This window comes from Janthinobacterium sp. GW822-FHT07H10 (assembly GCF_058798675.1).
Map to the genome: position 1 here is coordinate 342,291 of NZ_JBXAKS010000004.1, position 18,361 is coordinate 360,651.

Sequence of the window (18,361 nt, forward strand, 5' to 3'; positions counted from 1 at the left end):
ATGCCCGAACCGCCTGCCGGAAGCATTCCGCCAGGCGGTTTTTACATTCCCAGCCGTGTGCTGACATTTGCTTGCCCTTTGTTACACTCGCCGCCTGCCGCCTGGTCTACACTGGCGAAAATGTAATCTGTATTGGAGTTGTCATGGTTCGATCTATCCGTCCCGCGCTGTTGTGCGCCGCCACTTTCCTTGCCCCGCTGGCCGCATCGGCGGGCGAAATCACCCTGTTCGAGGATGCCGGTTTCCGTGGCCGCCCCGTCACCCTGCGTTCCGACGCGGGCGACCTGTCGCGCATGGGCTTTAACGACAAGACCTCCAGCATCATCGTGCGCTCGGGTACCTGGGAGGTGTGCAAGGACGCCAATTACCGCGGCAACTGCCGCACCCTGGGACCTGGCCGCTACAGCAGCATGCCCGGCATGAACGACGCCATCTCCTCGGTGCGCGAAGCGGGCCGTCCGGGCCATGGCGGCGACCACCACCGTCCGTATCCACCGCGGCCGAACCGCCCGTATCCGGAGCCGGAACGCCCGTACCCTGGCCATGGCCATGGCGGCGGCCACCGTCCCGAGGCGAATGGCGCCGTGCTGCTGTTTCCCGATGCCGGCATGCGCGGCCGGCCCGTGCGCCTGGACCGCGAGGTGCACGACTTGAGCCGCTATGGCTTCAATGACCGCGCCGAATCGATCGTCGTCAATTACGGCCGCTGGGAATTCTGCGTCGACGCCAACTTCCGCGGCCGCTGCGTGGTGATGGGGCCGGGCAGCTACGGCCGCCTGCACGGTGGCCTCGACCGCCGCATTTCCTCGCTGCGCCGCGTGCGCTAGGCGTCTGCGGTCTTCGCTTGCAGCGCCCGCGCGACCCAGGTCCCGCGGGCGCTGTTGTATTGTGCGCACGCTGCCTTGCGGCCAATTCGTGTACTCTTCCCACAGGCGGTTCAACCATGGGGAGCAGGCACGGTGGAATACAAGGATTACTACAAGGAGCTTGGCGTCGAGAAGACGGCGACCGAGGCCGACATCAAGAAGGCGTACCGCAAGCTGGTGCGCAAATACCATCCCGACGTCAGCAAGGAGCCGGACGCCGACCAGCGCACCAAGGCCCTGAACGAAGCGTACGGCGTGCTGGGCGACGCGGAGAAGCGCGCCGCCTACGATGAGTTGGGCCGCAACCAGGGGGCGCAGGGCCAGCCTTTCCGGCCACCGCCGGACTGGGGCTCGGGCTACGAATCGTCAGGCGCCGACGACAGCGACTTCTTTGCCGACCTGTTCGCCCACGTGGGCGGGCGGCGCCGCGCCAACAGCACCTTCCAGATGCAGGGCGAGGACAGCCACGCCGCCATCACCATCGATTTGCAGGACAGCTACCAGGGCGCCAAGCGCCACATCGTCATGCGCGTGCCCGAGGCGGATGCCCAGGGCCACGTGGTGACGCGCGAGCGCACCCTGGAAGTGACGATACCGAAAGGCGTCACGGAAGGCCAGCAGCTGCGCATGAAGGGCCAGGGCCATCCTGGCAGCGGCGGCGCGCCGGCCGGCGACCTGTACCTGGAGATCCGCTTCCAGCCCGACGCCCGCTACAAGGTGGAAGGGCGCGACGTGTTCGAAACGGTGCCCGTCACGCCATGGGAGGCGGCGCTGGGCGGCGAAATTGCCGTGCCCACGCCGTCCGGCACGGTGGCCGTCACCGTGCCGCCCAATTCGCAGACGGGGCGCAAGCTGCGCCTGAAGGGGCGCGGCATTCCTGCCGCCCAGCCGGGCGATCTGTACCTGCTGCTGGAAGTGGTGCTGCCGCCGGCGAACGACGACAAGGCGCGGGAACTGTATGCAACCATGGCGCGCGAGATGGCTTTCAATCCGCGCCAGAAGCTGGGAGGGTAAATCATGGCAAACAATGTAATTGGCGAGCTGCTCGAAGACCGCGCCCTGAGCCTGGAAGAACTGGCGCGCGCCTGCGCCGTGGAGCCGGACTGGGTGGTGCAGCATGTGCAGACGGGCGTGCTGCTGCAAAATGGCCCGCCGCCGGGGCAGCTGACGGCCTGGCGCTTCACCAGCCTGGACCTGGTGCGCGCGCGCCGCCTGCACGAAATCGAATCCGTGTTCGACGCGAATGCGGAACTGGCCGCGCTGGTGGTCGATCTGTCGGAGGAAGTGGCGCGTTTGCGGCGCCGCCTGCATGTGCTGGGCGCCGACCAGGCCTGAGCCATGTCCTGTCCAGCGCTTATTCAGGATCGGCGTGGCGCGCCACGGTGATCCTGGAGATGTAGAACTGCCCCTCGATGACGACGCGGTGCGGGATGCCGGCGACGTCGAAACCGGGGCCGCCATCCTCCATCCATTCCTGCGCCACGCTGTCGAACTGCTGCGGCGTCATGCGCAGCATCTGCGCCGTGATGACGAAACGCGCGCCAGGTTGTTGTTTGTTGACGAAGTCGTCGATGCCGGCCATGGTGAGTCCTTGTGTATGTATGGGGGCATGATACCCGTCCCTGCGCGCTTCTAAAAGACCTGCTCCAGCAGCGGCAACTGTTCCGCAAAGCGCTCCGTGAGCCACTTGCCGGCCTGGCCCGGCGGCGTGTCGGCGCGCTGGATCAGGTAAATCGGATAATTCTCGCCCTTGTCGACGGCCAGCGCCAGGTGCACCAGGCGCCCGGCTGCCAGGTCTTCGCGCACCATTGCTTCGGGCATGTTGCCCCAGCCCAGGCCCGCGCGCAGCAGCGCGTGCTTGGAACCGAGGTCGCCCAGGCGCCAGTTGCGCAGTCCCAGCACGCCGAAATCCTGGCCTTCCGTCAGCGCGCTGCGGTCGCTGAGCACCAGCTGCACATGCTCGCGCGCCACGGCGGAAGGAATCGGACCTTCCAGCTGCGCCAGCGCGTGGCTGGGCGCGGCTACGGGGATCAGGCGCACATGGCCCACGGCCAGGCGCTCGAAGACGCTGGCCGTGGCCGTCATCCAGCCGCCCAGGCCCAGGTGGCAGCTGCCATCCATCACCAGCTGCGCCACGGCACCCATGGCCTCGATGCGCAGGCGCAGGGCGACCGTGGGAAACTGCGCCTGGAACGCTTCGAGCACGCGCACCAGCACGCAGGTGGGGAACATCACGTCGACCACCACCGACACCTCCGCTTCCAGGCCGCCGGCCAGGGCCTTGGCGCGCGCGCGCATGGCGTCGACCTTCAGCGCCACGGCGCGCGCGTCGGCCAGCAGGGTCTTGCCCGCGTCCGTCAGGGTGGGCTTGCGCTTGCCGCGGTCGAGCAGCACCACATTCAGCTGTTCCTCCAGGTTGGCGATGGTGTAGCTGATCACCGATTGCGTGCGGTGCAGCTGGCGCGCCGCATGGGCGAAGCCGCCCGCGTCGATGACGGCGACAAACACGCGCAACTGGTCGAGCGAAGGCTGGCCCGGTTCTCTCATGGTGACTCCATATCCAAAAATTCGATGCTAATCATTTATATTTACACGGTTTTATCGATGGTAGACCCGAACTATGATGTAGGCAAGCGCCGCGATGCGGCATCCATTATCCATTTTCGAAGGAGCGATTCATGGCCAAGGTATTACACATCAATAGCAGCGTGCGCAGCAGCGGTTCCGTGTCGCGTCAATTGTCGGGCGAATTCGTCGCGCAACTGGCCGCGCAGGGCAATGCCATCGTCGAGCGCGACCTGGCCGCGCAACCGGTGCCGCACCTGACGGAAGAGATGATGGGCGCCTTCTTCACGCCGCCCGAGCAGCGCAGCGCGCAGGCGGCGGCCACCGTGCAGGTGTCCGACACCCTGGTCGACGAATTGCTGGCCGCCGACGTGCTGGTGCTGGCCGCGCCCATGTACAATTTTTCCGTGCCATCGACCCTGAAGGCGTGGATCGACCACGTGGCGCGCGCGGGCCGCACCTTCCAGTACACGGCGACGGGGCCGGTCGGCCTGGCCACGGGCAAGAAGGCGGTGATCTTCACGTCCAGCGGCGGCGTCTACAGCGAGGGCCCTGGCGCTGCGTATGACTACCTGAGCACCTATCTGCGCACGGCGCTGGGCTTCATCGGCATCACCGATATCGAGTTCGTGCAAGCCGAAGGCGTGGCCATGGGCGAGCAAGCCGTCGCCAGCGCGATCGCCAAGAGCCGCGCCTCGATCGCCGCCCTGGCCGCCTGAGGCAGGCCGCATGCGCTAGGTCGCATGCACTAGGTCGCCAGGGGATTGCCAATTTGCCATGCTTGGCATAAGCTTGCCGGCGGCGCGCCCCGTGCCAGCCCGGCGAGCGGTTCGCCATGAAAGTTCCCCATGCACAAATTGGCAAGTGCAGTACTGTTCGGATGTTCCCTGCTGCTGGCAGGATTTGCGCAGGCGCAAGCTGCACCTGCGGCGCCGCCGCCCCACGTGGGCCGCGTCGCTTCCACCCCCGAGGATATCCGCGCCATCGAAAAAGTCATCGCCGACTTTCAGGCCGCGCTGATCGCCAAGGATGTCAAGCTGCTGTCGTCGCTGATGCTGCATACGAACATCCTGTTCGCCTCGCCGGCCGACGACGGTTTCATCAAGAAAATGCGCGACACGACGGATGTCCACTTCGACGGCGTCGGGGCGGCCGGCTACGTTGCTTTCGCCAATTTCATCAAGCGCGAACCGCTGCGCACGGAAGAAAAATTCTACAACGTCAAGATCACCCAGGACCGCCATGTGGCGTGGGTCAACTTCGACTATGAATTCCTCGTCGGCGATAAATTGTCCAACTATGGCGTCGAAGCGTGGCAAATGGTCAAGCGCGACGGCCAGTGGAAAATCCTTAGCGTCGTCTGGTCCATGCATGCCGCCGCCGAGGCAGGGAAGTAGGGGCAGCCATGCCGCGTCAGTCGCGCGGCAGTTCGCGGATTTCCACCGTGCCACCCCCGTTCAGTACGGGGTTGCCCACCAATAATTTTTTTGCATCGTCTATACTTTCAGCTTGCACACGTATATAGCCTGACAAGTGTGGCGTGACCGCTTTGGCCTGGCCCGAGCGGTGCACGCAGACACCGGCCCCGATGGAGCTGCCGCCGCAGAAACGGCCGCTGGCCCTGAGCATGGCGAAGTAATCTTCCCAGGCGGACGTGGCCACGTCCATCGGTGCTTCCGTGTCGTCATGCATGAAGATGATGTAGTCGTTCATTCATTTTCTCCTGTGCCGCGTGATAAAAACAGGGAGCCGCATCGGGTATCCCGAGCAGGCGCGAGCGCATGGTTTCCACCTTTTTACCGTGTCAGTCCGTAGAGACAAGCTGTCCGGCCATGTCATTTTTGGAGCGTACATCGTGCCGATAAAGTATGTTGATTTTTATGAGGTGAATTACACGGCGGAACCCTTGCGGGGCTGCAAGCTATGGGGCGCCTATGTCGCCATCTATGCCCCTTCGCGCAACCCCATGCACCGGGTGAACCTGGTGAAAAAGCGCAGGGTGTCGGCCGACCACCAGTTTACAACGGAAGCGGACGCCGTGGCCGAAGCGGGAGAAGTGGCGATCAAGCTGGTCGAGCGGCGCCGGCGCCGTTATGTCTTCCATCCCTGACCATCCCTGAGTTGGCTTGTCCAGGCGCACGTTATGGCGCATGGGTAGCATCCTGGCGCCGGCGGGGCAGGCGCGCCGGCGCGGTTGCCCGTATCATGCGAGATATCATCACGCCAGAGGACCGCCATGAAACGCCAGCTGCACCTGCTTGTCATCGACCCGCAAAACGATTTTTGCGACTTGCCCGCCGCCTGGCTGCCGCAGGACGCCGCACCGGCGCTGGCCGTGCCCGGCGCCCATGCGGACATGCTGCGCGTGGCACAGCTGATCCGCGAGGGCGGGGCGGGCTTGACGCAGATCAGCATCACCCTCGATGCCCACCACCGCTACGACATCGCCCATCCCGCGTTCTGGCGCACGGGCGATGGCGGCCCGGTCGCGCCATTTACGCAGATCAGCGCGCAGCAGGTGCGCGACCGCCTGTTCCTGCCGGCCGCCAGCGGCGCCTTGCCGCGCGCGCTGGCCTACCTCGATGCGCTGGAGCAGGCGGGGCGCTATCAATTGATGGTGTGGCCAGTGCACTGCGAGATCGGCAGCTGGGGGCAGAATGTCCATGCGGCCGTGCGCGCCGCCTACAACGCGTGGGAAGTGGATCACCTGCAGGTGGTCGCCAAGCTGAGCAAGGGCTCGAATCCGTGGACCGAGCATTACTCGGCCGTCATGGCCGAGGTGCCCGACGAGCAGGATGCGGCCACCCAGCTCAACCGGGCCTTCCTCGACACCCTGCTGCCGGCGCAGCAACTTTATATAGTCGGCGAGGCGGGCAGCCATTGCGTGAAAGCCAGCACCGAGCACATCGCCGACTACCTGGAGGCACAGCAGGGCCGGCCGGCACTGGCGCGGCTGGCGCTGCTGACCGATTGCATGAGTCCCGTCACGGGCTTTGAAACGCAGCAGCGCGACTTCCTTGCCGCCATGCGCGAGCGCGGCGCGCGGCTGGCCACGGCGGCGGAGGTCTTGCCTGAACTGCTGGCCAATGCGGGCGCTTGAGCGCGGATTCGCATCCGTTTCCTCAGCGCACGCTGCCGAAATGCCGGCGGTGGCGTACTATTCTGGCTTCAGGAAGTTGGAGAAAACACACATGACCCCGATAGTGCGCAGTTTGCTGGAAACCGATCTGTATAAATTTACAATGTGGCAAGCCTTGCTGCACGGTCATCCGAATACCCATACCGAATACGAATTTGTCTGCCGTAATCACACGGCGTTCCCGCTGGCCGAGCTGAAGGGCGAGCTGGAAGAGCAGCTCGACCACCTGTGCTCGATGTCGTTTGCCGATGACGAACTGGCCTATTTGCGCACCCTGCGCTTCATGAAGAGCGATTTCGTCGACTTTTTGACGGTCTTCCGCTTCCAGCGCAAGTTCATCGAGGTGAGCACCGATGGCGATACCCTGCTCGTGCATGCGGCCGGGCCGCAAGTGCATGTGATGGGCTTTGAGATTTTCGTGCTGTACATCGTCAACGAGCTGTATTTCCGCCGCTTCGACCTCGACGCCGCCATGCGCGAAGGGCGCCACCGCCTGGGCTTGAAAGTGGCGGCCGTGAAGGAATTCGGCAAGCTGCCACGGCGCAAGCATCCCTTCGAGTTTTCCGATTTCGGCGTGCGTCGGCGTTTTTCAGGCGCCTGGCACGACGAAGTGGTGCAGCGCCTGGCGCGCGAAGTGCCCGAGTATTTCAAGGGCACGTCGAATGTGTACCTGGCGAAAAAGCTCGGCATCGTGCCGATCGGCACCATGGCGCATGAATACATGCAGTCGTTCCAGTCGTTCGGCGTGCGCCTGCGCGACTTTCAAAAAGCGGCGCTGGAAGACTGGGTGCAGGAATACCGGGGCGACCTCGGCATCGCGCTGACGGACGTGGTCGGCATGGATGCGTTTTTGGCCGACTTCGACCTGTATTTCGCCAAGCTGTTCGACGGTTTGCGCCACGATTCGGGCGACCCCGTCGAGTGGGGCGAAAAGGCGCTGGCCCATTACGCGGCCCTGCGCATCGACGCCAATACCAAGCGCCTCGTGTTTTCCGACGGCCTGGACCTGGACAAGGCCTTCGCCCTGTACCAGCACTTCGCCGACCGCATCATGACGGGGTTTGGCATCGGCACCAATCTCACCAACGACGTTGGCTTGACGCCGCTCAACATCGTCATGAAACTGGTGCGTTGCAACGGCCAGTCCGTGGCGAAACTGTCGGATTCGCCGGGCAAGACCCTGTGCAAGGATGAAACCTTCCTCGCGTATCTGCGGCAAGTGTTTCACCATCCTGCCGTGTAAGCGCCTGGCATCAGCCAGCGCTGCTCGCACGGCCGTTTGCGATGTCCTTCCGTGCCCTTGCCTTGGCGGCCCCGTGCGTGAGCCGGGGCCGTTTTTCGGCCGCCTGCCGTTTGCAACGCGGCTGTCACGCGCCCGCCCGCCTTTTCAGGGGCTAGCGACTAGAATCCCGTGACAACCGTGCTCATGTGCTCGACCTGCGGCGGGGCGGCGAAGAATTCGCCGACGAGCGCGCGCCAGGCCTGGAAGTCGTCGCTGCCGCGGAAATGCACGGTATGGTCTTCCAGGGTCGTCCAGCCCACCACCAGGCGGTAGGCATCGCCGTTTTCAATCGAGCGTTCCAGGCGCATCGATTCGCAGCCGCGCGCGCGCTGGAACAGGGGCACGGCCTTGGCGACAGCCGCCTCGAAGCCGTCATGCGTGGCCGATTTGATCTGGATGTGGGCAATTTCAAAAATCATGGCAAGTTCCGCTGTAGTGATGAAGGAAGCCGATCTTGCCATATTTTGGCCGTGCCGGGGGCGGGCGGCGCGGCGCGCTGCCGTTTGCCCGCCGTCATCGCCGCTGTTCCCCGTCATCGCTGCTGTCGTCAGCCCCGCTATTACCTCTGCTGTTCCTCCGTCCTTTCGCTCTTGCCATCGCCGGCCCGCCGGCGTCCCGCATGGCTGGCCGTGCGCTGTTCGATGTCGCTGCCGCCCCACGGCTGCACGATGGCGTGCGCCCGCTGCCTTTCCTCCGCATGGCGCACGGTGACGACGAGGCGGAACATGCCGCTCCACGCGGCCTTGCCCTGGACGGTGCCCGCTTCGTCGCCGACCGTGTCCAGCTGCACCGCGTGGGTGGGGAAGCCGTTTGCCAGCAGGGCGCTGTAGGCTTGCTGCGCATCGGCGAAATGGTCGTAGATGCGGATCAGCGTGGTCGGGTGGATGGCGTTCATGCCGGGCTTTCAACGGGAGTCGTCTGATTTTGACACGCGAGCCTGTAAATAATTCTTGCTGAGCCTATAAAATCTTCGATCAAGGCGCAAAAGTTTGATAAATATCCAGTATGGCTGCCAAGTCGCGCTAAGATACGTGTTGCGGTGCAATGTATCCGGGCGTATCGACACCCCGTGCGGCGCACCAGCGGGACGCGCGATCAATCTTTCATAGGAGAACTAAATGGCAGCGAAGAAAATTCTGTTTTTGACCGGCGATTTTGCAGAAGATTATGAAACGATGGTGCCGTTCCAGGCCCTGCTGATGCTGGGCCATACCGTGCATGCCGTCTGTCCCGGCAAGAAGAGCGGCGAGACCATCAAGACGGCCATCCACGATTTCGAGGGCGACCAGACCTACACGGAAAAGCCGGGCCACCTGTTCACCCTGAATGCCAGCTTCGACGAGATCGACCCGGCCCACTATGACGCCGTGATGATCGCTGGCGGCCGCGCCCCCGAATACCTGCGCCTGAACGAGAAAGTCATCGCCGCCGTGCGCCATTTCGCCGACGCGGGCAAGCCGGTCGCCGCCGTCTGCCACGGCGCGCAATTGCTGGCCGCCGCCGACGTCATCCGCGGCAAGCGCATCTCCGCCTATCCCGCCTGCGCGCCGGAGGTGAAGCTGGCGGGCGGCACGTACGCCGACATCGCCGTCACCGACGCCGTCACGGATGGCCAGTTCGTCACGGCCCCCGCCTGGCCCGCGCATCCGGCCTGGCTGGCGCAGTTCGTCAAGCTGCTGGGCACCGAGATCCATTTGTAACCTTTTGGCCCGGCGTGCCGCAGTCGCGCCTGCCGGGCGTTTCACTTTTCAGATTCGAGTTTTTCATGCAAGCGCCGCGCAGTCATTCTTCCCGTAAACAACTTCCCGCCTCACGCTGGCGCCAGCGCCGCCTGGCGCAAGCCGCATCGGGCCTGAGCGCCGCGCAGGAACGCCAGCTGGCCACCCTGCACGAAATTTCCACCCTGCTGGCCGGCCAGCATGCCATCGATGCGCTGTGCCGTGGCTTCCTGCGCCACGTGATGCAGTTCGCGCAGGCCGAAGGCGGCACCGTGCGCATCCTCGATCCGCAACAGGACACCGTGCACATCATCGTGCATGAGGGCATTTCCGAGGCCATGGTGGAGGAGGAGCACTGCATCCGCAATAACGATTGCCTGTGCGGCGCGGCCGTGGCGCAGGGCGTGATCCAGATCCGCGATTTCCGCCAGGTCGACACGCTGCAGCGCTACCGTTGCCAGGACGAAGGCTTCATCGCCATCGCCGTCTTCCCCATCCTCGCGCGCGAGCAGGTGGTGGGCAGTTTTTCGCTGCACTTTGCGCGGCCGCAAGCGGTCCATGCGCAGCAGCAGGGCTGGCTGGAAACCCTGGGCCAGAGCCTGGGCATCGCCATCGAAAACCAGCGCCTGATCGCGCGCGAAAAGGAATTCGCCGTGGCGCGCGAACGCAGCCTGCTGGCCGAAGGCTTGCACGACAGCATCGCGCAAAGCCTCAATTTCATCAGCCTGCAAGTGCAGATGCTCGACGATTCCGTGCGCCGCGGCCAGCTCGACGAGGCGGCCGAAGTGTTGCCGCTGATGCGCATGGGCGTCGAGCAAAGCTACCAGGATGTGCGCGAATTGCTCGTCAACTTCCGCACGCGCTGGCATGGCAGCGACCTCGAAGGCAAGCTCACGGAAGTGCTGGCCAAGTTCGAGCTGCAGACGGGTGTCGCCGGCACGCTGGACATGCGCGGCAATGGCGCGCCGCTGGCGCCCGAGCAGCAGCTGCAGATCCTGTTCATCGTGCAGGAAGCGCTGTCGAATATCCGCAAGCATGCGCAAGCCCGCCACGTGACGCTGGGCGTCGACAACGGGCGCGATTTCACGCTGCAGGTGCGCGACGATGGCGAAGGCTTCGCGGCCCACCTGCGCGACAAGAAAACGGAATTGCAGATCGGCTTGCGTATCATGCAGGAAAGGGCGGAGCGGCTCGGGGCGCAATTTGCCATCGACAGCACGCCCGGCGGCGGCACGACGATCTCGCTGGCGCTGCCGGCAGCCCGGCGCCAGGCCGCGTAACAGATGAATCATCCCTCTCAGGCAAAAGAAACAAACACGTGAACGCTCCAATCAAAATCCTGCTGGTCGACGACCATACCTTGCTGCGCAGCGGCGTCAAGCTGCTGCTGCAGCGCAATCCTCAATTCCAGGTGGTGGGCGAGGCGTCGAACGGACTCGACGGCGTGCGCCTGGCGGCCGAGCTGCGGCCCGACGTGGTGCTGATGGACTTGAACATGCCCGGCGTGTCCGGCGTGGAAGCGCTGCAGCTGATCTTGCAGGAATTGCCGCAGATGGTGGTGCTGATGCTGACCGTGTCGGAAAATGCAGCCGACCTGGGCGCGGCCCTGCGCGCGGGCGCGCGCGGCTACCTGCTGAAAAATATCGAAGCCGAGCAGCTGGGACTGGCCATCCTGCGCGCCGCGGCCGGCGAATCCGTGATCGCCGACGCCATGACGGCCAAGCTCGTGTCGCAGTTCCGCGCCGGGCAGAATGCGCCCGAAGCCGACTATGACAAATTGACGCCGCGCGAGCGCGAAGCCATGGCCTGCCTGGCGCGCGGCCAGAGCAACAAGGAAATCGCGCGCCAGCTGGACGTGGCGGAAAGCACGGTGAAAATCCACGTGCAAAACATCCTCAAGAAGCTTAAGCTCAGCAGCCGCGTGCAGATCGCCGTGTATGCGGTCGAGCGCGAACTGGGTAAATAGGCGTACCCGCATAAGCTGCCGCGCGTGGCGATTTGCGGCCTCCGATGCTCACTGTGCCCAAGCACCGTTCCGCGTCTCTGTCGCAACTCGCTGCCGCTCGCTACGGTTCTGCCAGGTACTCTAAAAATCAAAAAATGCGCAAATAGTGCACAAGGAATGCGCGATTGTTTGACCTGCATGGCGTTCCTGCCTAGACAACCCTAGTTCCTTTGACGTATGGCCTTGACCGTGCCAGCGCATTACACTCTTAGTCATTCGCTAATCTAATAAGAGAGTGTCATGCATAAGGTCAACGTCGATGGCTTGCTATCGAGCCAGGCTCTGTTCCGTCATATTTCCCCTTCACAGCTCGAGCAATTGCGCCAGGATGTGGTGCGCGTGGAAGTGGAAAAAGGCAAAGTTTTGTTCCGCAAGGGCGAAGTGGCCGAAGGCGCCTATGTGGTGGTCTTCGGGCTCGTCAAGCTGAGCGTGTTTTCGCTGGAAGGCACGGACAAGGTGCTGGAACTGATCCGTCCCGGCCAGAGCTTCGGCGAAGCCATGATCTTCCTCGACGAGCCGTATCCATTCTGCGCCGAGGCGCTCGAGCACTGCCTGCTGCTGCGCATCCCGCCGCACGCGCTGTTGCGCCTGCTGGACCAGTCGCCGCGCATCGCGCGCCAGATGATGAACAGCCTGTCGCATCACCTGATGGGCTTTATCCGCAACGTGGAGCGCTGCTCCGTGCAGAACGCCACCCAGCGCGTCGTCGAATACCTGTTGCAGGCATCGGACCAGCAGCGTTCGAACGAGGTCAAGCTGGACTTGAAGAAGAGTTTGCTGGCATCGTTCCTGAACCTGGCGCCGGCCACGCTGTCGCGCGTGCTGCACCAGTTGACGGACTTGCACCTGATTAAAGTCAGCGGTTCGCTGATCCAGATCCAGCCCGATGCGCTGAAGACGTATCGCCATGGCGCCGCCACGGCGCTGCTGAACTAAACTGCTTCACCAGGCAAGGTCAGCCGCCAGAACAGCAGGGCGAGCAAGCTGACCGCCGCGCCCAGCGCGGACACGCCATGCCAGCCCGCCAGCGCATACACGCTGGTGGCGGCAATCGCCCCCACCCCGCTTCCCACCGCATAAAACAGCATGTAGCACGCCACCAGGCGGCTGTGCGCGTCGCTGTCGTCCTTGAAGATCAGGCTCTGGTTCGTCACGTGGATGGCCTGGCCCGCCAGGTCCAGCGCGATGATGCCGACGACCAGGGGCCACAGGGCCGCGCCGGTAAAGCTCAGCGGCAGCCACGCCGCCAGCAGCAACAGCAGGGCCGCGCCCGTCGTCCACTGCGCGCGCCCGCGGTCGGCCAGCGCTCCCGCGCGCGCCGCGCCCAGCGCGCCGATCACGCCGACCAGGCCGAAGGCGCCGATGGCCGCATGCGTATAGCCCTGGGCCGTCAGGGGCAGCACCAGCGCGCTCCAGAAAATATTGAACACGGCAAACATCAGCATGGCCAGCACGCCGCGCACGCGCAATACCTTGTTGTGCATCAACATGCCCAGCATCGAGGCGAGCAGGGCGCCATACGCCAGCTTCCTGCCTTGCGGCGTGGGCGGCGGCAGCATGCGCCACAGCAGCAACAGCAGGGTGCACGCGATGCCTGCCGAGACGAGGTACACGGCGCGCCAGTCGGCGATATCGGCCACCACGCCGGACAGGGTGCGCGCCAGCAGCAAGCCGATCACCACGCCGCCCTGCGCCATGCCGACGACGCGGCCCCGCTCGTGGCTGGCCGCGGCGCTGGCCGCATAGGCGATCAAGCCCTGCGTCATGGCCGTGCCCAGCAAGCCGACCAGCAGCATGCCGCCCAGCAAGGCGGCCGTGGAGCGGGCGCAAGCCAGCGCCGCCAGGGTGAGGGCCAGCAAGCCCAGCTGGACCAGGGTCAGGCGGCGCCGGTTCAGCATGTCGCCCAGCGGCACGAGCAGCAGCAGGGCCAGCGCGCAGCCGGCCTGCGTGGCCGTGATGACCATGCCGCTGGCGGCATCCGTCATGCCGAACTCGCGCGCCAGGGTGGCCAGCAAGGGCTGGGCGTAATACACATTGGCCACGCTGAGGCCGGCCGCGCAGGCAAACAGCCAGACGAGGGAAGGGGCAAGGGTGGCGGTGGGGAGGGTGGTCGTGTCGCGCATGGTGTCTTCATTTTAAGTGGTTGCAAATTAAAACTAGTTGGAGTCTAGGCCAGGAAGTTTTAAAATGCAACCACTGATTACCGGAGACGATTGTGGCCAAGCGCAAAAGCCTGAAAACCGACCCCTGTCCCGTGGCGCGCGCGCTCGACGTGATCGGCGAGCGCTGGTCGCTGCTGATCGTGCGCGACGCCTTCGACGGCATGCGCAGGTTTGGCGAATTCCAGAAAAGCCTGGGGGTGGCGAAGAATATCCTGGCCGATCGCCTGCATACGCTGGTGGAAGAAGGCATCTTTACGGTCGCGCCCGCCTCGGACGGCACGGCGTACCAGGAATATGTGCTCACGCCCAAGGGACTGGGCCTGTTTCCCGTCGTGGTCGGTTTGCGCCAGTGGAGCGAGGCGCAACTGTTCGACGCGGGCGAAGCCCATTCCACCCTGCTGCTGCGCGACTCCGGTTTGCCCGTGCGCAAGCTGGAAGTGCTGGCGCCGGACGGCCGCGCGCTGCAGGCGGGCGACACCGTCGTACACAAGGTGGCGCCTGCCATCGAGCCGCAGCCATGACGCGCGTGGCCGTCATCGGCGGGGGGATTACCGGCGTGACAACGGCCTATGCGCTGGCCAGGCGCGGCGTGGCCGTGACCCTGTTCGAGCGGCACCGTTACGCGGCCATGGAAACGTCGTTCGCGAATGGCGGGCAATTGTCCGCCTCGCATGCGGAAGTGTGGAACCACAAGGCGACCGTGCTGAACGCCCTGAAATGGATGGCGCGACGCGACGCCCCCCTACTGCTCAATCCGATGCCCAGCTGGCACAAGCTGAGCTGGTTTGCGGAGTTTCTTGCCGCCATGCCTGCCTATGAGCGCAACACCATCGCCACGGCGCGCATGGCGATTGCCGCGCGCGCCCACCTGTTCGCCTGGGCGCAAGAGGAGAATATTGATTTCGATCACAGGCGCGCCGGCATCCTGCATGTCTACCGCGAGCGTGCCGGCTTCGAGCGGGCGGCCGGCGTGTCGCGCCTGCTGGCGCAGGGCGGCTTGCAGCGGCGCGCCGTCACCCCGCACGAGATGCGCGCCATCGAACCGGCCCTCGCCGGCGACTTTTACGGCGGCTACTACACGGACAGCGATTCCACGGGCGACATCCACAAATTCACCAGCGGCCTGGCCGACGCCTGCGCGCGCCTGGGCGTGGCTTGCCGTTACGGCGCCGATGTGACGGCAGTGGCGCGCGAGCACGGGAAGGTGCGCGTCACGGCCGGCGAGGACAGCACGCTGTTCGATGCCGTCGTCATTTGCGCGGGCGTGGCCAGCCGCGCCCTGGCGGCAATGCTGGGCGACCATGTGAATGTGTATCCCGTGAAAGGTTATTCCATCACCGTGCAGCTCGACGACGGTGCCAGCCGCGCGGCGGCGCCGTGCGTCAGCCTGCTCGACGATGCGACCAAGCTGGTCAGCAGCCGCCTGGGCGAGGACCGGCTGAGGGTGGCGGGCACGGCTGAGTTCAACGGCGCCAATTACGACATCCGCGCCGACCGCATCCGCCCTTTGCTGCAATGGGTGGAGCAGTGCTTCCCTGGCGTCAATACCCGCAAGGTGGTGCCGTGGGCGGGCCTGCGCCCCATGCTGCCGGACATGCTGCCGAAAGTGGGGCCAGGCAAGGCGCCGGGCGTGTACTACAACACGGGCCACGGCCACCTGGGCTGGACCCTGGCGGCCGCCACGGCCGAGCTGGTGGCCGAAGCGGTGAACAGGGCGCGGGACTGAGCCATGCCCAGCATCGCCATCCTGATCTTTCCCGGCGTACAGGCGCTCGACGTCAGCGGCCCCATGGACGTGTTTGCCGAAGCGAACAGTTTTCTGCCGGCGCAGCGGCATTACGCGATCGACGTGCTGGGCACGCAGGACGGTGTGCTGCGCTGCTCGAACGGTCTATGTCTGGCCGCGCACCGCCATTACGCGCAGGCGCAGGACGCCTACGATTTGCTGCTGGTGGCGGGCGGCCCCGGCTTGCCCGCGCAGCCGCGCGACGCGGCCCTGAGCGCCTGGCTGGCGCAGGCGGCCGGCAGGGCGGGGCGCCATGGCTCCATCTGCAATGGCGCATTCCTGCTCGGCCACGCGGGCTTGCTGGACGGTAAAAAAGTCGCCACGCACTGGAACGATGCGGCGGCCCTGGCCACCGCTTTCCCGCTGGCGCGCGTCGATGCGGACAGCATCTATTTACATGACGGCAATCTGGTCAGCTCGGCCGGCGTGACGGCCGGCATCGACCTGTCGCTGTCGCTGCTGGCCGGCGATGGCGGCGCGCAGCTGGCGCTGCAGGTGGCGCGGCGCCTGGTGGTTTACACGCAGCGCCAGGGCGGGCAGTCGCAGTTCAGTCCGTACCTGACGCCCGCCGTGGATGCGGCCTCGCCCGTGGCGCAGGCGCAGCAATACGTGCTCGCGCACCTGGCAGAGGAACTGGGCGTGGACACGCTGGCCCAGCTGGTGGCCATGAGCCCGCGCAACTTCGCCAGGGTCTTCGTGCGCGAGCTGAGCGTGACGCCGGCCCAGTTCGTTGAAAGCGCCCGGCTTGATGCGGCGCGGGCCTTGCTCGAAGCGGGCGATGCGCCGCTGAAAACCGTCGCCTGGCGCTGCGGTTTCGGCACGGCCGACCAGCTGCGCACGGTGTTCCTGCGGCGCCTCGGTGTCTCTGCCAAACAATACCGGCAAAACTTTTCCAGCCGCCCCCGGGAGTGAGACAGGCAGGTGGCAGGAATGCGCGCCACCCTGTCCGAAAAGCGCGGCAGCCAACGCCCCTGCCGCCGGGTTCGCAACCCTATACTTTTCCTGCTGGTGCGCCATTCCGGCCGCACCCTTGAGGAAAGTCAAACATGCAAGCGATGCTACACACTAGGCTGGATGCAGAGCGGGTCGGTCCCGCCTACACGGAAGACGGCATGCTGCTGGCGCGCCGCAAGACGCGCGAGGCGATTACCGCCATCGCCGCGCGCATCCGTCCCGGCATGCTGGAAGAAGACGCCGTGGCGATGGCGAAGCAAGTGCTGCTGGACATGGGCCTGGCGCTGAGCTGGCACCCCACGCGCGTGCGCTTCGGCCGCAACACGCTCAAACCGATGAAGCGCGCGTCCGAGCCGGGCGTGGTCTTGCAGGAGCACGATATCTTTTTCCTCGATATCGCGCCCCGTGTCGAGGCATGGGAAGGCGATGGCGGCGCCACGTTCACCGTGGGCGCCAGCGCGCAGCAGGCGGAGTACGCCCGCTGCGCGCGCGATGCCGAATGCCTGTTCCACCAGGTGCGCGCCGTGTGGCGGCGCGAGGGGCTGACGGGGCAGGCACTGTATGCGTATGCGGAAATCGAGGCGCGCAAGCTGGGCTGGGAACTCAACTTCGACCTGGGCGGCCATCGCGTGTCGGACTTCCCGCACGCCACGATACACGCGGGCGCGCTGGCCGACGCCGATTTCTCGCCGTCGCCCATGCGCTGGATCCTGGAAATCCATTTGCGCCATCCGACCCTGCCGTATGGCGCGTTCTTCGAGGACATGCTGCTCGATGACAGCTACTATGCTTAAAGCAGCGCCTAGTTCTTCGGTAATAAATCGCTGAGGGCGGCGCGGCCCTTGGCGGTGAGGAAGGGGCCGACCTTGCTGTAAGGCAGCAGGAAGTCGTTTTCGCAGCCGCTGCCGTTGGAGTCTTCCCAGAAGGACACGCCTTCGGGTTTCAATGACAGGTGGAAGCGGCCTCGGCCGTCGTAATCCGTGCCCTTGCATTCGGCGTCGATCTTGACGTCCTTGAACAGGGCCTGGCGCAAACGGTCCGGCAGTTCGGCCTTGTCGTCGCCATCGCTGGCGCTGGCGCCAAACCAGTTCCACACGTCCGTCTCCTGGCCCGTCTTCACGTCCCACGTGCGGAACTTGATGGAAATGCCGCGGGCGCCATAGCCGGCGGGCCAGCGGTAGAATTTGATCGTCACCCAGCGCGGCGACCAGTAGGTCGGCTCCGCATACACTTCGTCTTCCGTCGTGAAACCGTTGCGGCCCAGGTATTCGCGGCGCGTGGCATAGAAGTCGGCCAGGTCCTGCTTGCTCTTCGCCAGCACGGCACGCAGCTGCGCATTGATTTTCGCCACGCCATCGCCGGCGGCGATCAGTTCCACGGTGATGGTGTCGCCGACTTGCAGGTTGCGGTATTGCTTGCCTTCGAAGGCGATGGGCTTGCTTACCTTGGTGGCGGGAAAGGTCTCCAGCGCCAGGTTGTAGGCATCGCTGGCGCACGATGGATGTTCGCGGTCGCCCGCCGCTTCCAGCAGGGTCAAGTCCAGCGGCAGGGTCTTGCCGCTTTTCGGATCGGTCCACGTGCCAGCGACCTTGCCGCCCTGCGGCGCATTCAATGACCAGGTACCCGTCGTGTCGCCCTTGGCGTCGAGTTCCTGCCATAGCACCTTGCCGTTGGGCTTGGCCAGCATGATCGGCGTCTTGTAGCGCGTGTAGTAATAATTGCCGCTGCGGTCAGCTCCTTGCGTGGGACTGGGCTGGTTGAAGCAGGCCACGATATTGGCCTTGCCCAGGGTGCCCTGCCACACCCCTTGCACGGGCGGCTCGGCCGCCATGGCGATATTCAGGGCGGGCAGGGACAGACATACAAACAAGAAGCGGCGCATCG

Annotated in this window: 23 protein-coding genes; 16 read left to right on the plus strand and 7 right to left on the minus strand. The window is 65.0% G+C overall.

Annotated elements, in window-relative coordinates:
- Positions 1–143: 143 nt before the first annotated feature.
- The 3 genes from AC1RDJ_RS12205 (at position 144) to AC1RDJ_RS12215 (ending at position 2,201) form a co-directional block, all read left to right on the plus strand.
- Positions 144–827, plus strand: coding sequence for a beta/gamma crystallin family protein (locus tag AC1RDJ_RS12205; RefSeq protein ID WP_071324950.1), 684 nt, complete (start codon positions 144–146; stop codon positions 825–827).
- Between the two features lie 132 nt (positions 828–959).
- Entirely contained in the window at positions 960–1,880 is a 921-nt protein-coding gene (locus tag AC1RDJ_RS12210; RefSeq protein ID WP_071324949.1) for a DnaJ C-terminal domain-containing protein, read from the plus strand.
- 3 nt (positions 1,881–1,883) lie between these two features.
- Positions 1,884–2,201: a chaperone modulator CbpM gene (locus tag AC1RDJ_RS12215; protein ID WP_071324948.1), complete on the plus strand. Its 318-nt coding sequence runs from the start codon at positions 1,884–1,886 to the stop codon at positions 2,199–2,201.
- Positions 2,202–2,220: 19 nt separating this feature from the next.
- Here the strand turns inward: AC1RDJ_RS12215 and AC1RDJ_RS12220 are convergent, their stop codons facing one another.
- Complete coding sequence (locus AC1RDJ_RS12220) at positions 2,221–2,448, minus strand: hypothetical protein (RefSeq protein WP_071324947.1); 228 nt, start codon at positions 2,446–2,448, stop codon at positions 2,221–2,223.
- A 50-nt stretch (positions 2,449–2,498) separates the two neighbouring features.
- Positions 2,499–3,413 carry a LysR family transcriptional regulator gene (locus tag AC1RDJ_RS12225; protein ID WP_493027573.1) on the minus strand — a complete coding sequence of 305 codons (915 nt, stop codon included), beginning with the start codon at positions 3,411–3,413 and terminating at the stop codon, positions 2,499–2,501.
- Between the two features lie 131 nt (positions 3,414–3,544).
- Between AC1RDJ_RS12225 and AC1RDJ_RS12230 the strand changes: the two genes are divergently transcribed.
- Both AC1RDJ_RS12230 and AC1RDJ_RS12235 read left to right on the plus strand, forming a co-directional pair.
- Positions 3,545–4,150 (plus strand): FMN-dependent NADH-azoreductase, encoded by a 606-nt coding sequence (locus AC1RDJ_RS12230; RefSeq protein WP_493027574.1) that lies wholly within the window; start codon positions 3,545–3,547, stop codon positions 4,148–4,150.
- Between the two features lie 129 nt (positions 4,151–4,279).
- Positions 4,280–4,828, plus strand: coding sequence for a Cif family virulence factor (locus tag AC1RDJ_RS12235; RefSeq protein WP_493027575.1), 549 nt, complete (start codon positions 4,280–4,282; stop codon positions 4,826–4,828).
- 16 nt (positions 4,829–4,844) lie between these two features.
- On the opposite strand, the gene AC1RDJ_RS12240 is transcribed toward AC1RDJ_RS12235, so the two are convergent.
- Positions 4,845–5,144: a YciI family protein gene (locus tag AC1RDJ_RS12240; RefSeq protein WP_493027577.1), complete on the minus strand. Its 300-nt coding sequence runs from the start codon at positions 5,142–5,144 to the stop codon at positions 4,845–4,847.
- Positions 5,145–5,286: 142 nt separating this feature from the next.
- On the opposite strand from AC1RDJ_RS12240, the gene AC1RDJ_RS12245 reads away from it, so the two are divergent.
- From AC1RDJ_RS12245 to pncB, 3 genes are all read left to right on the plus strand, one after another.
- Positions 5,287–5,541 carry a hypothetical protein gene (locus AC1RDJ_RS12245; protein WP_071324942.1) on the plus strand — a complete coding sequence of 85 codons (255 nt, stop codon included), beginning with the start codon at positions 5,287–5,289 and terminating at the stop codon, positions 5,539–5,541.
- A gap of 126 nt (positions 5,542–5,667) precedes the next feature.
- Positions 5,668–6,531: a cysteine hydrolase family protein gene (locus AC1RDJ_RS12250; RefSeq protein ID WP_493027578.1), complete on the plus strand. Its 864-nt coding sequence runs from the start codon at positions 5,668–5,670 to the stop codon at positions 6,529–6,531.
- A 91-nt stretch (positions 6,532–6,622) separates the two neighbouring features.
- A complete protein-coding gene (gene pncB / locus AC1RDJ_RS12255; protein WP_071324940.1) occupies positions 6,623–7,813 on the plus strand; it encodes a nicotinate phosphoribosyltransferase in 1,191 nt (396 codons plus the stop codon).
- A 158-nt stretch (positions 7,814–7,971) separates the two neighbouring features.
- Here pncB and AC1RDJ_RS12260 read toward each other — a convergent pair whose 3' ends face one another.
- Together AC1RDJ_RS12260 and AC1RDJ_RS12265 are read right to left on the minus strand one after the other, a co-directional pair.
- Positions 7,972–8,271: an antibiotic biosynthesis monooxygenase family protein gene (locus tag AC1RDJ_RS12260; RefSeq protein WP_071324939.1), complete on the minus strand. Its 300-nt coding sequence runs from the start codon at positions 8,269–8,271 to the stop codon at positions 7,972–7,974.
- Positions 8,272–8,411: 140 nt separating this feature from the next.
- Entirely contained in the window at positions 8,412–8,747 is a 336-nt protein-coding gene (locus AC1RDJ_RS12265; RefSeq protein WP_071324938.1) for a hypothetical protein, read from the minus strand.
- A 223-nt stretch (positions 8,748–8,970) separates the two neighbouring features.
- Here AC1RDJ_RS12265 and AC1RDJ_RS12270 point away from each other — a divergent pair, with 223 nt between their 5' ends.
- The 4 genes from AC1RDJ_RS12270 (at position 8,971) to AC1RDJ_RS12285 (ending at position 12,511) form a co-directional block, all read left to right on the plus strand.
- On the plus strand, positions 8,971–9,552 hold the full coding sequence (locus AC1RDJ_RS12270) for a DJ-1/PfpI family protein (RefSeq protein WP_071324937.1): 582 nt from the start codon (positions 8,971–8,973) through the stop codon (positions 9,550–9,552).
- 65 nt (positions 9,553–9,617) lie between these two features.
- On the plus strand, positions 9,618–10,850 hold the full coding sequence (locus AC1RDJ_RS12275; protein ID WP_493027579.1) for a GAF domain-containing sensor histidine kinase: 1,233 nt from the start codon (positions 9,618–9,620) through the stop codon (positions 10,848–10,850).
- 38 nt (positions 10,851–10,888) lie between these two features.
- A complete protein-coding gene (locus tag AC1RDJ_RS12280) occupies positions 10,889–11,536 on the plus strand; it encodes a response regulator (protein ID WP_071324935.1) in 648 nt (215 codons plus the stop codon).
- Between the two features lie 279 nt (positions 11,537–11,815).
- Complete coding sequence (locus AC1RDJ_RS12285) at positions 11,816–12,511, plus strand: Crp/Fnr family transcriptional regulator (RefSeq protein ID WP_071324934.1); 696 nt, start codon at positions 11,816–11,818, stop codon at positions 12,509–12,511.
- Here the strand turns inward: AC1RDJ_RS12285 and AC1RDJ_RS12290 are convergent.
- Entirely contained in the window at positions 12,508–13,698 is a 1,191-nt protein-coding gene (locus tag AC1RDJ_RS12290) for an MFS transporter (RefSeq protein ID WP_493027580.1), read from the minus strand. The two genes, AC1RDJ_RS12285 and AC1RDJ_RS12290, sit on opposite strands and share 4 nt — an antisense overlap.
- Positions 13,699–13,790: 92 nt before the next feature.
- Between AC1RDJ_RS12290 and AC1RDJ_RS12295 the strand changes: the two genes are divergently transcribed.
- From AC1RDJ_RS12295 to AC1RDJ_RS12310, 4 genes are all read left to right on the plus strand, one after another.
- The gene (locus AC1RDJ_RS12295) at positions 13,791–14,258 is read left to right on the plus strand and encodes a winged helix-turn-helix transcriptional regulator (RefSeq protein WP_071324932.1); all 468 of its coding nucleotides are present in this window, start codon (positions 13,791–13,793) and stop codon (positions 14,256–14,258) included.
- Complete coding sequence (locus AC1RDJ_RS12300) at positions 14,255–15,463, plus strand: D-amino acid dehydrogenase (RefSeq protein WP_493027582.1); 1,209 nt, start codon at positions 14,255–14,257, stop codon at positions 15,461–15,463. The genes AC1RDJ_RS12295 and AC1RDJ_RS12300 overlap by 4 nt, the downstream gene beginning before the upstream one ends.
- A gap of 3 nt (positions 15,464–15,466) precedes the next feature.
- The gene (locus AC1RDJ_RS12305) at positions 15,467–16,435 is read left to right on the plus strand and encodes a GlxA family transcriptional regulator (RefSeq protein WP_493027583.1); all 969 of its coding nucleotides are present in this window, start codon (positions 15,467–15,469) and stop codon (positions 16,433–16,435) included.
- Positions 16,436–16,569: 134 nt separating this feature from the next.
- Complete coding sequence (locus AC1RDJ_RS12310; protein ID WP_493027584.1) at positions 16,570–17,271, plus strand: M24 family metallopeptidase; 702 nt, start codon at positions 16,570–16,572, stop codon at positions 17,269–17,271.
- Positions 17,272–17,279: 8 nt separating this feature from the next.
- Here the strand turns inward: AC1RDJ_RS12310 and AC1RDJ_RS12315 are convergent, their stop codons facing one another.
- Positions 17,280–18,359 (minus strand): hypothetical protein, encoded by a 1,080-nt coding sequence (locus AC1RDJ_RS12315; RefSeq protein WP_493027585.1) that lies wholly within the window; start codon positions 18,357–18,359, stop codon positions 17,280–17,282.
- Between the last annotated feature and the right edge of the window lie 2 nt (positions 18,360–18,361).